The sequence below is a fragment of the Shewanella sp. FDAARGOS_354 genome (assembly GCF_002209245.2).
GTDB lineage: Bacteria > Pseudomonadota > Gammaproteobacteria > Enterobacterales > Shewanellaceae > Shewanella > Shewanella xiamenensis.
On the sequence record NZ_CP022089.2, the window covers coordinates 1,426,561 to 1,442,441 of the forward strand.

The 15,881-nt window shown below is 44.4% G+C and carries 9 protein-coding genes; 3 read left to right on the forward strand and 6 right to left on the reverse strand.

Going from position 1 to position 15,881, the window contains the following annotated elements:
* Positions 1 to 105 precede the first annotated feature (105 nt).
* Positions 106 to 1,314 carry an IS4-like element IS10A family transposase gene (locus CEQ32_RS06480; RefSeq protein WP_088585542.1) on the forward strand — a complete coding sequence of 403 codons (1,209 nt, stop codon included), beginning with the start codon at positions 106 to 108 and terminating at the stop codon, positions 1,312 to 1,314.
* 181 nt (positions 1,315 to 1,495) lie between these two features.
* Here CEQ32_RS06480 and CEQ32_RS06485 read toward each other — a convergent pair whose 3' ends face one another.
* A complete protein-coding gene (locus CEQ32_RS06485) occupies positions 1,496 to 3,589 on the reverse strand; it encodes a TonB-dependent siderophore receptor (RefSeq protein ID WP_088585726.1) in 2,094 nt (697 codons plus the stop codon).
* 879 nt (positions 3,590 to 4,468) lie between these two features.
* Here CEQ32_RS06485 and CEQ32_RS06495 point away from each other — a divergent pair.
* Positions 4,469 to 4,675, forward strand: a complete 207-nt coding sequence (locus CEQ32_RS06495; protein ID WP_037431472.1) for a hypothetical protein — start codon at positions 4,469 to 4,471, stop codon at positions 4,673 to 4,675.
* Positions 4,676 to 5,066: 391 nt separating this feature from the next.
* Here CEQ32_RS06495 and CEQ32_RS06500 read toward each other — a convergent pair whose 3' ends face one another.
* The 4 genes from CEQ32_RS06500 to CEQ32_RS06520 all read right to left on the reverse strand — a co-directional run bounded on the left by CEQ32_RS06500 (position 5,067) and on the right by CEQ32_RS06520 (position 10,745).
* Positions 5,067 to 5,528: an Imm26 family immunity protein gene (locus CEQ32_RS06500; RefSeq protein WP_037431474.1), complete on the reverse strand. Its 462-nt coding sequence runs from the start codon at positions 5,526 to 5,528 to the stop codon at positions 5,067 to 5,069.
* Positions 5,529 to 5,910: 382 nt separating this feature from the next.
* Positions 5,911 to 6,888 carry a hypothetical protein gene (locus CEQ32_RS06505; RefSeq protein ID WP_037431476.1) on the reverse strand — a complete coding sequence of 326 codons (978 nt, stop codon included), beginning with the start codon at positions 6,886 to 6,888 and terminating at the stop codon, positions 5,911 to 5,913.
* 405 nt (positions 6,889 to 7,293) lie between these two features.
* Positions 7,294 to 8,598, reverse strand: a complete 1,305-nt coding sequence (locus CEQ32_RS06515; protein ID WP_037425586.1) for an SIR2 family NAD-dependent protein deacylase — start codon at positions 8,596 to 8,598, stop codon at positions 7,294 to 7,296.
* A gap of 548 nt (positions 8,599 to 9,146) precedes the next feature.
* Positions 9,147 to 10,745 carry a dipeptidase gene (locus CEQ32_RS06520; RefSeq protein ID WP_037425589.1) on the reverse strand — a complete coding sequence of 533 codons (1,599 nt, stop codon included), beginning with the start codon at positions 10,743 to 10,745 and terminating at the stop codon, positions 9,147 to 9,149.
* Between the two features lie 273 nt (positions 10,746 to 11,018).
* Between CEQ32_RS06520 and CEQ32_RS06525 the strand changes: the two genes are divergently transcribed.
* Entirely contained in the window at positions 11,019 to 13,247 is a 2,229-nt protein-coding gene (locus CEQ32_RS06525) for a M3 family metallopeptidase (RefSeq protein WP_088585727.1), read from the forward strand.
* A gap of 86 nt (positions 13,248 to 13,333) precedes the next feature.
* Here the strand turns inward: CEQ32_RS06525 and CEQ32_RS06530 are convergent, their stop codons facing one another.
* The gene (locus tag CEQ32_RS06530) at positions 13,334 to 15,865 is read right to left on the reverse strand and encodes a hypothetical protein (protein ID WP_037425594.1); all 2,532 of its coding nucleotides are present in this window, start codon (positions 15,863 to 15,865) and stop codon (positions 13,334 to 13,336) included.
* Positions 15,866 to 15,881: the final 16 nt, after the last annotated feature.

Here is a 15,881-nt window from a genome sequence, read left to right on the forward strand (position 1 = left end):
TGAAGAATCCCCTGATGATTTACAAATAAATCATCAAATTAGGGTGGAAGCGCATCTTGTTGCATGATCAAATGGTTTCGCCAAAAACTACACTTGGACAACAAGATGCGCGAAGCCAATATCCTACTACATTCTTTACACCAATACTGCCCAGAACTTCACCTAAAACGATTAAACAGCTTGATGCTGGCCTCTAAGGCGCTGATTGAATGTAAGACACTGACCTTGACTGAGTTAGGTCGAAATTTACCAACCACGGCCCGAACCAAGCACAACATCAAGCGCATTGATCGTTTGCTCGGCAACACGCATCTGCATCAAGAACGGTTAGCTGTCTACCAATGGCATGCCAGCCTCATCTGTTCTGGTAACCCTATGCCGATTGTGCTCGTCGATTGGTCAGACATCCGAGAGCATAAACGCATCATGGCTCTGCGCGCCTCAATAGCCTTCAACGGCCGCTCTATTACCCTGTATGAGAAGTCCTATCCCCTATCAGAACAATGCTCTAAGGCCTCCCACAACGGTTTTTTAGCGGACTTAGCCAAGATTTTACCTTTGCATGTTACCCCTCTCATCGTGACTGACGCGGGGTTCAAAGTGCCTTGGTACAAAGAGGTTGAGGCGCATGGTTGGTTTTGGCTAAGCCGTATTCGCGGTACAGTTCAATTTGCAGATATTGGCGCTGAAAATTGGCGTGCAGTTCGCAGTACACATGACTTGGCCAACGGTCAAGCGAAGAGCCTGGGTTGTAAGACCTTGACCAAAACTAACCCTATCAATTGCCATCTCACGCTTTATCGTAGCAAACCTAAGGGGCGTACAAATCAGCGTTCAACGAGGACTAATTGCCACCATCCATCGGCAAAAACGTACTCAACATCGGCGAAAGAGCCTTGGGTGTTAGCCAGCAATTTACCACCAGAATCTCGGAGCCCAAAGCAGCTGGTAAACCTGTACGCCAAACGTATGCAAATAGAGGAAACCTTTCGTGACCTCAAAAGCCCGGCATACGGCTTTGGCTTACGCCAAAGTCGTACCAACAGTCCAGAGCGATTCGACATCATCCTACTGATAGCGTTGATGGTTCAATGCCTGTTGTGGCTAGTTGGTTTACACGCACAGCAACAGGGCTGGGATAAGCATTTTCAGGCCAATACCATTGGGCATCGAACGGTACTCTCAACGATTCGCTTGGGATTGGAGGTACTCAGGCGGCCTGATTATCAAATCACGGAGAAAGAATTGCTGGCGGCCTGGGTATTATTCGCCAATCAGTTGCTCAAATATGGCTATGCTATGGCTGATTTATGAGGGGATCCTTCAGAGCTAAGCCGCGATAATGACTCTCAGCAAGAGTCAAGCAAACGACAAAAGCAGATTATTACTAGCAAATGTCAGGCTTTACTTTCGCTAATCTCCTATCACTTAGTGATGTGAATGCCGTGTCGTAATAGACACGGCATTTACAGCTCTAACTTACAGGAATGATTATTTAAAAGTTATAGCTTAGGTTTAACTCAATATTCCGTGGTTCACCGAAGAAACCTTGGTTGTAAAAATCAATGCTGGAGTAATATTTTTTATCAAATAAGTTATTGATATTTAGTTGAACTTTAGCATCGTCTGTCAGTTGATAGCTTGTCATCAGATTGACTAGATAATAGCTATCTTGCTCGGAACGCTCGCCATTGGGACCTGCGTCATCTTTGTAAATTTTACTCTGCCAGCTTAAGTTACCGCCAACGGTTAAATCCGCGAGTGCACCATCAAAGTGATAAAGCGAGGATAAACGAATCAGATCCTTCGGTAGATGAGTGCTAAAGGCTGCCCCGTCTTGATCTTCCGATGTACTATGGGTATAGCTGAAAAACAGATCCCAATCTTCTACTGGTCTACCGTTTAACTCAACTTCATAACCTTGGTTACTGGTTCCGTCCACTCCACGCATTGGATAGCTACCATCTGGTAGAGGTGTGGGATAATTTGGGTCACGTTCTGCCACATTTTCCTTTTGCACTTTAAATACGGCAATACTGGCGGTCAGTTTCTCATCGAAGAAATCCCCTTTCGCACCCAGTTCTATATTATTTCCGGTCATGGGATCTAAGCGCTTATTGTTCGCGTCTTTTGCATCCTGTGGCTGGAAAATTTCGGTATAACTGGTGTAAATCGAGATGCTATCGTTCAGGTTGTATATAAGGCCCGCGTAGGGCGTAAAAACATCGCTATTGTTGTAGTCAGCCGCCGCGTTTGATTCAAACTTATATTGGCTAATGCGGCCACCCAGTAACAACATCCATTGATCATGTAAATTAATTTGGGTCGCGAGATAGGCCCCTTTTTGAATATCCTCACCTTCTTGATAGATTGGCGTCGACGGATAATTAGGTTCGGCAACTGAGCCATCCCATTCGAAAAAGTTACCAATACTTATGCTATTCAATGGGTAATAGGAATCTGCGGTTGTGTCTTGCTTAGAATACAATAAACCCGCAGTCAATTTATGCTCGCGGCCAAAGAGCTCAAATGGCCCTGAAGCAAATAGTCGCGCAGCATCTTGTTTACGGGTCGATTGATAGATCATCGCCGATGCCCCCATTCCTAACCCTGTCGTTTTATCCGGCGCGCCATAAAGATAAAGCAAGTGTCCGTCCATCTCATCTTCACGATGTTCGACGTCAAATTTAAGGTCCCAATTATTATCAAAATCATGTTCAAGCGTGGCAAAAACATTCGCGCCATTACGTTGCCAACTCGACCAAGAGGCTGCGGTTGTGGTCGAGCGAGGTAGATCATTGGCCAAACTGCCATCAGCATAAAATAGAGGAAGACCACCCCAAGTTGAGCCTTTTGGATCACGGTCACTGTAATCAGCACCTAGGGTAAATAAGGTACTGTCACTGAGTTTTGCCGTGATCACGCCATAAACTTGGAGATTTTCATCTTTGGCAAGGTCAATATAACTATCTGATTTCTCATAGGCAGCGGCAAAACGAGCCTGCACAGCACCACTGTCCGTCACATCAACAGAGGCATCGCCTTCAACGCGGTAGCTATCCCATGAACCGACTTTTGCGCTGACATAGCCGCCAGGTGTCGCTTTAGGACGTTTGCGGATAAGGTTAATTGCCGCCGATGGTTCGCCCGCTCCTGTTAAGAGTCCCGTTGCTCCACGGACCACTTCTACGCGGTCAAATAATATAGTGTCAGTTGAGGCGTCATTAAAGAAACTCGAATAGTTAACGGGCACACCATCAAACTGGAAATTAGTAATGGGATTACCGCGAGAGCTAAAGAAATAGCGGTTGGTCTCAGCTTTTTGAGCATAAATGCCAGGGGTTAAAAACATTAAGTCCGCAACACTATTAAGTGAGAAACTTTGAATAAACTCTTGATCGATAATGGTAACGGATTGTGGCGTTTCCCGCAGAGTTAAAGGTAACCCTGTTGCCGTTGCGGCCTTATCTAAACGACTTCCCTTGATACTAATGACCTCAATATTAGTCGCGGACTTGTCTTCACTTGCGTAGGTGCTTGGTGCGAATAAAAAACTCGCAATGAGTGTAGCTAACAGCGTTTTTTGCATCATGATTCCCCATCATTGTTGTTTGAGAGATGCATTTTAATTGAAAATAATTATCAATACACACAATTGATAACAATTCTCATTACATTTACACTCTGAAATTCGTAAAATGCTGGGAACATCACATGCTGAAGGCGGGCCTCAATGTTGGTTTATGTAGCATGGCTAGCTAGATCGCCATCAAGATCTTATTCGATACTCTCTGTTTTACGGGCCTTTAGGATTCACTCAGCAATAGATGAAACTCACCTATTGCTTACCGCCATGCGTTCAATCCTTATGAATAAGATTGACTTAGCATTCACTCACTCTATATTATCCAGCTCTAACATATGAATTAAAAAGGAATTTATTGTGTCAATGTTCTTGCTGATTTTGCTGTTGCTCTTCGCTAGCATGATGTTTTTCGGCATATTGAGTTATTCACTCGGTCGCAAAAAAACGACACATCCTAAGCTCACAGGGATGCTAGGCGCGATACTGGGATTATTCCCGTTATTAGGCGTTATTTTCTTGATTGTCTTAGTGCTAAAAGCTGATATTACAACCCCGAGCATCCCCCTGGAATAGTCACAAGCTCTAGTTAATACAGTTAACTGATCAGGATTTATTCCAACAGTTAATTTAGAGCGAAAATATTATCGCAATGAGTTGTTTCGCCAGAAGAACTCTTCAAGAGACAGTTGAATTTGTGTTGGTTTCAACTGTCATTTCGGATGTTAATCTTAAAGAAGAAACTGATTCCCTTTGGGCTAAAAGCGCGTTAGATTTTTTACTCTAATTAATTGGTTTTGGATTAATATTTGTAAGGCGATTATTGAACGTTAGTATTAAACCCGATAAACAAGTCATCCATTTTCGTTGCATGAACTTAAGCGAATGATCTCCAAAAACTCATTTGGTCAAAACTCACAGCAGACTGAGCAGCTCAAAACAGTAGAAGCGATCACTCATAGACAGCAGAAGCGATCAATTGTGCCAGTACCAATTTTAATGGCGGCGCTGCACCAAGTTGCGCACATTGCTGTTAAAGACTGCCCACTTCTACCTGTCACGACTGCCCTGAGCGCTGGCAAAATTGCCTAGTTTCAGGCAAGAAAGAGCCCTCTATAGATTGGGGCGAATATACAACTCTATTTTGAATGTCCACTCTATCTCCCAGGCCAGTAAATACCTTGCCTAACAGAAGGCAGAGCATGAGAAGGCGCAGGAAATCAGCAAACAGACTGAGCATGGACTGGCTACCTGACTCCAGAGAAAACAAAACCCACACTCGTGGGCTTTGTTGTCTATTACTCTATACTAGGCTATTCATCAATATATACTTAAAAGCAATCAAAATAACTATTTGAAAAGAAGATAAAACCGTATATAAACCAAATCGTTTTAGCTTAAGTTTTTTCCAGCAAATAAATACAGCGGAAATGCAGCCAAGGTGCCAAAAACATAAAACACGATATCTTCTAAGACTCCATTTCTATCCTAGCAACTTAGTCATTACCAACTCGACTGCACCATAACCATAAAGATCTGATTCTTCGAGGCCTTTTGTGTCATATGGGATTGATTCCTCCTTATCTAGCTTGCTTGGATCAGCATCAGAATAGATAACGCGCCAAGCTCGCCCAGTAAGCTCATCCTGTCTTATAAAAGTTGGCACCGGCCAATCTTTATGCGACCATGAAGGCATATCTCCCAGAATCAGCCACTCGCCATTAATCAACCCTAAGTCACCAATTCGAAGACATTTAATCGCATCAGTTGACCGCATTATCGAAATTTCTGTAAACGAAGGAATCGTTTCAAATTTCTTACCAAAGAAATAAGCAAGGATAATTTTTCCTTTTTTTGCCATGCGCGCAACAACGCCTACTGCAAACCCATTATTTCGAAGAGGAACCGCAAACAAAGATCCCTCACGATATGGTATAGACTTCATTATTTACCTCCCAAGTAAAGGCGAGCAGCATCCATGTACTCATCTATCTTTGGATTGCTTGGGCTGATCGGCCTGATTTTATTAACGATAAATCAAACGATAAATCAAGCCACCCATTTTAAATCAACAACATAACGATAAATCAAGCCAAGATAAATCAAGCCACCCATTTTAAATCAACAACATAATGCACTTTCAGTTTGCCTACAACTTGTAAAAGTTAACATTGTTAAAAAAGAACCATCAAAAGTTATAGGGACAGCATCTGAGGCAATAAATTGCGCTAATCCCTTAAAAAATCGGGCATTTCAGACGAGATAAATCATCCCAGTTCTTAGGGGATACTCAGCAAGGGTTACTTTCGAAGTTATATAAGTCGTTGTCAGTTGCAGCGCAAGTGCTGGCAGCTTGCCGCAAAGTGCCGTCGTCGCTTTTCGAGATGTTCGCAGTAATCGCTCAGTTCTTGCAGCGTGCCCACTGGCCCGTGAAATAGTTTGCCAAACTCGGTTGTCAGCTTGAGCCAATTGTCATGGGGAATATTTAATCTGTTCAGTATCTTGGCGCTACTTTCACTGATGCTTCCACGTTTATCATTGCGAATGATTCGGCCGGTATCATCCACCAATTGAAGGTAATCGGTTAAGGCAAACGCAATGCCATTGGGTTGGTTGTCGCACTCGTTGCCAATAAAAGGCAGGAGATTGCTCGGCTGCTCACCTTTTAATGCAGCCCGAATACGTAGTTGAATACTGGTATGGTCGGATTGTTCAGGTGTATCAGCGAGTTGTGCTCTAATCGGATTTAAATCAACGTAAGTCATGCAGGCTAATACTGCGGCTTCATCGAGTAATGCTTGGGATTTAAACCGACCTTCCCAGAAACGACCTGTGCAGTTATCTTCTTGATTTGCTTGCCTTGCAATCGGTTCATTTAAGCAGCGCATAAACCATGAAATATCACACAAACGGCTGCGATAAAGAGCGATTGAATGCTTTAATCTGTTCACCTCATGCGCTTCAACCAACTCACCTTTAGCGAATTTGTGCGTTAATTCATCGCCTTTAAACAACTTATGCCATTGCTCAAGCACTTCGCGGTCAGTCCAACGATTGGCACTGTCGATATCCACCCGCAGCACCAAATGCAGATGATTCGACATCACCGCAAACGCTGCCACATCAATAGCAAAAACCGCTTCAAGTTCAAATAATAATGACTCCACCCAAGCACGGCGATGGTCATAGTTTTTACCCGAGTAACTATCATCGCCACATAAAAAAGCCCGCCGAACAACGCGGCTACAGCAATGGTAATAGGGAGTGTCTTCAAGACTTATCTGAGTTCTACGAGGGCGCGGCATACAAACCTCCTTGTTTAATGCTTAACCAAAGCATAGTCGGAGGTTTACTACCGCGCTATTAAGGCTGGGTGTCCACTTTTATTACTTGACTCACTATGGGACAGAAGCAATTGATCTTTATATCTATTTATGGAGTATTGTCATTGTTTCCCCAGTGACTCGCCGTGAATATATCCCTATAGGCTCGACGGCGACATCCATGTCGCCAACGGTCACTGGTGCCCCAATGCCAATTTTAACTACCCATTTTGCAATATGTACGTAAAAAGCTAAGGGACAATAGCACGTTAGTTTTTTAGTCTAATCAGTTGGTTCCGGATTAAGATTTCAATGGATTAACGCCGCACTCTGAGGCAACTTTGTTGCACAGCGGAAAAGTTGTCCGGCTGCAACGAATTGTTATACCTAATTTCTATTTACAACCTGCAAAGCGTCAGGCCATGTGGTGTTCTCCACGATATAATCTCTAATTAAAACCCTATTTGATGCAATAATTCCCGGCCAGCGCTGATTCCAAGAGTTATAAGCGTGCCATGAATAACCTATGTAAAGCTCTTTACGCATAGAGTTCATAGATCTGAGAGTAGCGTCTAAGAACACCTTTTCTATTGATGTTCCTCTGATCTCCAATATGCTCGCAATATATATTAACCATCGCGCCATATGTTCATACTGCTCCCACGCATTATACCCATTCGTCAAATCCGTTTTGAATTCAATAATTTGACCAAGTGCTTTAACCACTTTTTTATCATTTATACTTACGCCGACAGCCGCAATCGAAGATACGATTTCGTAAAATGCATTTTCAATACTTAAAAAACCTTTCGTGAATTGATGATTATTAAAAACCACTTTTTTAATATTTGCTACTGATGATTCTGCACACTTTTCTGCATTCGGGATTTCCGAATTTAGCTTTTTAAAAAAATCATGGCACTCTGTTTCATCAATCACTCGAATACCGTAACAGTGCGCATAGTAATCCTTAACCGGTTGATCGACTTTTGATCGCGACACCAAAAATATATTCGAGCCTATAACGTGGTTTTTAGAAAACCCTTTATAATCACTGATTATTGATTTTAGATTTGCATCTCCAAGAGAGTAGCCCAAGATAACCACGGTATTTTCATGTAACACCGTGCTTAGTTTCCTCGAAAAATACGATTCGCTATGAATAAACTTAAAGTAGTCATCTGACGTAACAACCATATTTTCTGGAGAGTCTATCGACCCATGAACATGATAGACTTTGACCCTGGCTGACGATCTAGGAATCGGCAGGCCAGGCGTCAAGGAGTGACATGCTTCAAATCCTACTAGCTCTTCGACAAGCTTGTCATAGTTGGTTGTAACAACACGACAAGAGCATTTTGATAGAAAATCTTCTATTGATGCATTGTTCCCCATCAACTTTATGGAACTGATTTCCTTTGCAATTTCTTCGTGGATGCTCTTACCTACTTTTTGCAGTTCAATAGAAATAACCTGAGCCGCCTCCTCTAATCCGAGTGTATTTTTACCGTCTTTTGGAAATAGGCTGGCCTTTAAATCATTTCCATTTGCAAGAAGTTCACACAGTGACTCCAAAAGTCCTTGCCAGCTAGGGGCTTGGTTATCTGATACAGATTTCGAAAATCCCGTTCCAGTGAATAAGCACAATCTACTTGATGTCGCTGCATACGCGATTTCGAAATACTCGCTCAACCTTCACCCCTTATTGGTATAACATTACTGCACATGGTTAACTGATTGTATTGCAGCGAAGTTATCGGCTTTGCTTCAAATACACCACCTAGAAAAACGCACATGCGCGTTTTTAAAACATATTATCTATGAACTGGTAAGTATAAGCGATTAATTTTAAAGATATTTATTTAAAAATTAGAAAGCACGCACAAATGCAGGATGAAAATCGTTCACAATCCTTATAATTTGAATACAACGGTATACTTATCCCGTTTTTTGATGGTTAGTAGTGAATTACATCACACGGGATATAACGATGAATATTACTAGGCCAGAAAGTCGTTCATTATTGTTCCACCGAAAACTTGTTAACTCGTTTTGGGGCAAAAGCTTTTCGCCAGATGAACAGTTGTTATCTTGTTTTAACGATTCAATGCAATGGCGGCTATTTTGGATTAGCCGCCATTATCTTATAAACCGATGAGTTTTGGCGTGAAATCAGCGCCTTTCACCCTATGTTGTATTTTACCCATCGCTTTAATTAATCAAGCCCATTAAAAAGCACACTATTTTGCGGCGGTTAACTCAATAAAAGCGGCGGTGTACATTTTCAGATTCAGCATAAACTGTTTATGGGTAATAAATTCTTTCTCGGTGTGGCCAGTGTATTCCACGCCCGGCATGGCGGGGCCAAAACTTAAAGCGTTGGGGAATAATTTACTGTTGGTTGAGCCGCCAATGGCCACGGGTTTGGGTGATGCTATGCCAGTAAAGTGAGCAAATACATCGAGTAAAGTCTGCTGATGCGGTGCATCCTTCATCACCATAGGCTCGCCCCAATAACTTTCCACGTCGATGAGTGTCACTTGATGCTCAGCTTGCCATTTGTTCAGCGCGTCCTTGGCTTGGGCTGAGAGTAACTCAGGCGTTTTGCCCACTGGGCGACGTAAATTAATGGTGACTTCCGTCCCTTTACTCGTTTGCGCAACAACAGTGGGGGCCAGCGTTAAAGCGCCCATAAAATCATCTTTATAGGCCAGTTCGCCAAACTGCTCGGCATAAATCCCCACCCCTACTAACTCATTCATGGCGGCGACCGTCAAAGCCGCAGTGGTTTTAGGCCAAGTGTATGGCTGAAGTAGCGAGGCCAAATGCGTCACGGCATTCACCCCATCTTCTGGTGTTGAGGAATGGGCCGCCTTACCGTCGGCAAAAATATGCAAGTCGCACACGGCCTGCTCGCAAGTACGCTCGAATCGATACTTCATCCCCTGCTGCTTTGCGGCGCTCGCCTGTAATTGTTCAAACAAGCTTGGGGTGATGGCATGAATTTGCGCCTCGGCTTGCTGTGGCACTTGGCTAGCAAAATAGCCGCCGGAAAATGCAGTTAGGCTCGGAACATTCGTTGCCGCGCCCTGCTCCTGCGTTGACTCGATATTCGGCACAGTAAAGCCAATCTTACTCCAACCCTTTTCGGCGGTGACGACTGGATACTCGGCATCTATAGTGATATTTATCTGCGCTAGGGTGTAATGGGCTAAAAAGGCTTTTAGTGGATCCCAATCGGACTCTTCGGCTAAATACACCAACAGCTCAATGCGTTTTTCCCGTTCGAGTTGTTTATCTTTGATGGCCTTCATCGCATACATGGCGGTGACAATCGCGCCTTTATCATCTTCAGTGCCGCGACCTATCAGCTTGCCAGGTTCAGACTCGGTATCCAGCACATAGGGGCTCTTGGCCCAGAGCGCGGGATTGGCGGGTTGCACATCGCCGTGGGTAACGATTCCTAATTTCTCAACCTGTGAGCGTTGGGCATCGACAACATTGGCATCGAGGCCAATCAATACAACATAACCGTGGTCGGCATAATCGAGCCCGAGTTCTTGGCTCAAGCTTTTTAAACTCGACTTAAAACCAATAAAAGCGGGGTTGGTATCGGGTGTTTGCCCCTCAACCGCTTGGGTATTAAAACTGATTAAATGCGCCAGACTCTTAACCATCTGCGTGTCATAGGTGGTCACCGCATAATCGGCCACCTTAAGCGCATCTTGGCTAAGGCTAGTGGATGACGCTGCTGCTTGCGATGTCCACAGCGCAGCGACTAATAGGGAATAAGAAAAACGACGACAGAGACTCGTACAGTTAAACCGAAGCAATTCCATAGAGGTCCTATTTATTATTTGTATGATGAGGGACTTACATAAAAACGCACCCAAGCAATGGCTTTATCCTTTGCCGAATATTGCTTTAGTGCGCGGCTCAGTTTGCCATAGTTCTTCCGTTAAAAACCGCAGGCTAACCATTTGTTACAAACAAAACACAAAATCGATGGAACCCTTAGGCGAATACATGCTAAACAGTCAGCTTAAAATAAGCTTAATGGTTGTTAACACCATTAATCCGACAGAATAATAATCACCTAACGGGGAATTGACATGAAGGGACTAAGCCTAAAATCACAGGCCCTTAACGCGCGAACACTCAAACCACACGCAATCACACTGACCTTTAGCGCTATCACGCTCGCCCTAGCCTTAAGCGGTTGCAGTGCGCAGCATAGCGATACTGCGGCGCAGGCGGCAGTCGCACCGAATGCCATGTCGGCACAGATCATCAGCCAAAATGCCAGCAACCCATTCTTTAAACCCTATGATACTTTTATGGAAATTCCGGCCTTCGATAAGATTAAGCCCGAGCACTTCCTCCCAGCATTTAAGGCGGGTATCGCTCAACAACACGAAGAAATCCAAGCGATTGTCGATAATAAAGACAAGCCGACCTTCGCCAACACCATTGAAGCGATGGAGTTTTCGGGCGGTCTCGTGACCCGCGTATCCAACGTCTTCTTTAACTTAACTGGCGCGGATACCACTCCAGAGCTGCAAGCGATTTCCAAAGAAGTCTCGCCAATGTTATCGTCGGCCGAAGACGATATCTTATTGAACGATAAGCTGTTTCAACGCGTTAAAGCCGTTTATAACAGCAAAGACAGCCTAAAGCTCAACACGGCTCAGGCCAAATTACTGGAAGACACCTATAAATCATTTACCCGTGGCGGTGCTAACCTCAGCGAGCAGGATAAAACCAAGCTGCGCGCCCTGAATGAAGAAATCGGCAAACTTAACTTAGCCTTTGGTGACAATCTGTTAGCCGAAACCAATGCCTTCGAGCTAGTGATTGATAAGCAAGCTGACTTATCAGGTTTACCGGCCGATGTGGTTGCCACCGCCGCCGAAACCGCGAAAAAACGTGGCCATGAAGGCAAATGGGTATTTACCACGTCACGCCCGTCTATCACGCCATTTTTAACTTATGCCGATAATCGCGAACTACGCGAAAAACTCTATAAGGGTTATATCGAGCGTGGTAATAACAATAATGCCAATGATAACAAAGTCATTCTGGCAAAAATTGCCGCACTGCGCGCCGAACGTGCGCAGCTCATGGGCTATAAAACCCATGCGGATTTTGTGTTAGAAGATCGCACCGCCAAGACGCCTGAAAATGTCTACGGCTTACTCAATAAAGTTTGGCCAGCAGCCCTTGCCCAAGCCAAGGCTGAGGTTGCAGATATGCAGGCCTTAATCGACAGCCAAGGCGGCAAGTTTAAGCTGCAAGCTTGGGATTGGGATTACTATGCCGACAAAATCCGTGTTGCGAAGTACAGCTTTAACGAGCAGCAAACTCGTCCTTACTTCTCCCTCGACAGCACCCTAAAAGGCGTGTTCTACACGGCCAATCGCCTCTATGGTTTAACCTTTAAAGAACGTACCGACTTACCCAAATACAACCCCGAAGTGCGTACCTGGGAAGTGTATGATAAAGACGGTAAGCTTATGGCCATCTTTATGGGTGACTATTTTACCCGTGATAGCAAACGCGGTGGCGCCTGGATGAACTCGTTCCGCAAGCAATACCATATGAATGGTGTCGATTCTAAACCCATTATAGTCAACGTGTTGAACTACCCTCGCCCAGCGGGTAATGAACCTGCGTTGCTCACCTTCGATGAAGCCAGCACCCTGTTCCATGAGTTTGGCCATGCGCTGCACGGCATGTTATCCAATGTTGAATATCGCTCACAGGGCGGAACGGCAGTACCTCGCGACTATGTGGAGTTCCCTTCACAGGTCAACGAAAACTGGATGACTCAGCCCGAAGTGCTCGCGCAATTTGCTAAGCACTACAAAACCGGTGAAGTGATCCCGCAGGAACTGGTGAAAAAAATCCAAGCCGCCAGCAAATTCAACCAAGGCTTTGCGACCGTTGAATATATGGCCGCCACAAAGCTCGATTTAGATTGGCACACCCTAACCGATACCTCGCCTAAGGATGCCGCCAAGTTTGAGGCCGACTCCTTAACTGCCATGGGATTGATTAATGAGATCAGCCCACGTTACCGCAGCACTTACTTCTCGCATATCTTCGCGGGCGGTTATTCAGCCTGTTACTACAGCTACCTCTGGTCGGATATTTTAGGTGCCGATGCCTTCGAAGCCTTTAAAGAAAATGGCATTTTCGATAAAGCAACCGCAGATGCCTTCCGTAACAACATCTTGTCTAAGGGTGGCAGTGACGACCCTATGTTGATGTATAAAAAATTTCGTGGAAAAGAGGCAGGAATCGAACCGTTGTTGCGTAGCCGCGGTTTACTTGCTGAGTAATCAACCACCCGCACAGTGAAAACAATGCGGGTATTGTATTTATGAACAAAAAATAAGGTGCCATCGGCACCTTATTTTTTTAGTTCTTATTTAACCACGATGGGAATATTAAGCACCTCAGATGCCGTCCCTACGAGTCCAACATCACTTAAGCCTGGCGTTGTAACTGTGACAATTAAATTACCAGAGTCGGGCTGATCGCCACCTTTTAAGCTTACAACAAACTGTCTACCACCATTATAATTTGTACTTGGCCAAGTATAACTACCTGAACTCGTGACAGTAGCGCCTGTAGCTTTAAAGTTAACCACTGTTCCAGCAGGCATTTGCTGATTATTAATATCAGCTATAGTAAACACAACAGATGCGCTACCTTTTAGTCCGATATCAATTTGGTTGTTACCTGCAACATTATCAGTAATCACAACATTTCCAAGACTGGTTGCGTAAGCCTCACTGCTTGACATTACAAGAACAAGCGAGCGCCGAACCGAAATTGAAGCTTGTGGGCTACATTTTACCCCTGGAACTGAAGCGTCACATAACACACCGCTGTACTCTCCATCCGCTAAGTTAAACTCACCTTGTCCTGTTGGATTCACGGGATCAATAAAGTCAGTGAAGGTTTCGCGAGCACCGGAGGTATCCGTAGTACTTGCTGTCATATACTTCGGCGTATAAATACCATCTTCGTTATGATCAACGTAGGCTTCGGTCAAGTCATAACAGTCTCCGCTGTTATCACGGCCACAATTTGTTGAGGTACCGACAAATAAATTAAATTCATTCGCGGTATCGAGAATATTGTTGCTATTTAGATCAGGGAAAGACTCTTCACCAATTGCTGTAGCAGTAATAGTGACTCGTCCACCATAGGGTTGGCCATAATAGTTCCCAAAATAGCTTCGACCAGCGAGATTGACCTCTTGCTTTAATAAAGCAGTAGGATCTTTAACGCGATTACCAATGCTATCGAAAAAAGGCCCATTAGCGGCAACACCAACTGGACGAGGTTGTTGACTAGTCCAAACTACAGAACACACTCCTTTTTTTGTTTGGCATGAACTCTCAATTGAACCACCTTCCGCAGTGAACACTACAGCAGTACCATCTGGCACAGGGTTGTTAAAAGCGTCAGCTAAACGGGCTGTTACAGTCACTTTAGCGCCATCATAATCCCAGCCTTCAACGTTTAAAACTGACGCGGAAAGTGAAAAGCTGTCTTGATCAGGCTTACCCGTTGAAACGACTAATACATTAGATTGGCTTGAAATGATTGCCCCATTGGACCCTTGAGTCGTTGCAGTCACACGCACCGTGGTTGCGACAGTACCAGAATTCACTACTGTTTGTACGTAGCCTTGATTATTCGATGTCACAGTTGCAGGTGTTAAGCTTAATCCAGCAGAATCATTGTTAAGCTTAAAATCGACCGATTTATTCGCTACAGCATTGCCATTTGTATCCAACACTCTAAAACGCAAAGTGGCAGATTCTGCAGTGCCTGTGCCTTTGATACCAATATTCTGAGGTGTTGCATCAACGAAAACGATACTACCTACACTTGCTGACAACACTTTAATAATACCTGTAGCGGAAAGGTTTTTACCCCCTACATCTGCAGTAACAGTAATATTATCATCACCGACACATCCTTTTGCGAGATAGGTACTCGTTGCTTGGCCGCCGACAGCGGTAACAGGAGTACTTAACACTGCTTCTGGTGTCGCCTTATTTGAACAAGTTGAAGCAAATTTAACATCCACAGGCTCGGTAAATGGATTACCGTTACTATCCTGAAGGAGGACAGAAATCGTTGCAGTTCCTCCTGCTGATAATGTGGTAGCACTTACATCTGCTTTGCCTGACACGAAGGGCGAGCCACTTCCCATTAATACATTGGTAGCGCCCACTACAAAGACTTGCTCACCAAACTCACCCGTGTTCAACGATGCTTTTGCAGTACCCGCACCAGGAAGACTTCCCGCATATAAATTAACGCTAGCTTTGCCATTGATATCTGTAATAGCAGTTTTTACTGGTAGATCGCCAATTGTTGTATCAAAAGTAACAATGGCTGCTTTTGATAATCCAGTTACTGTTGCAGTTAAAATGCCAGGTGTCGTAGATGTAATACTGTCAATTGCATTACCTGCCGTATTAGTGAGTTTTAAGGTAACTTGAGCCCCTCCCCCAACATTTCCCCCATCACCAGCCATGACAAAACCAATTTTACCGGACTCCCCAGTATCAATCTTTCCGGTAACAGTCCCTGCACCAGCAATCGTTGCCGTATTTAAAATAATAGAGGCAATCCCATCACTATTTGTTAATGCAGTGGCCGAAGTCGGGAAAAAAGATCCCATACTTGAATTGCTTAGGTTGAAAGTGACCAATTCCCCCGCTAAGGCACCCACTTTTGAATCCACTACCTTCGCGGTAACAGTAGCAGGAGTATTTGCTGAAATGTTGGTATTGGAGATCCCCATCGTAACGGTAATAACACCGGGAGTGGGAGGAGTGCCAGAGCCATCATCGGAGATACTGCCTCCGCCTCCACATGCAACCAAAAAAAGTGAACATAGTCCTGCGAGAAAAACCTTATACGCTGACTTCATTGTCAGGCTCCCTGTT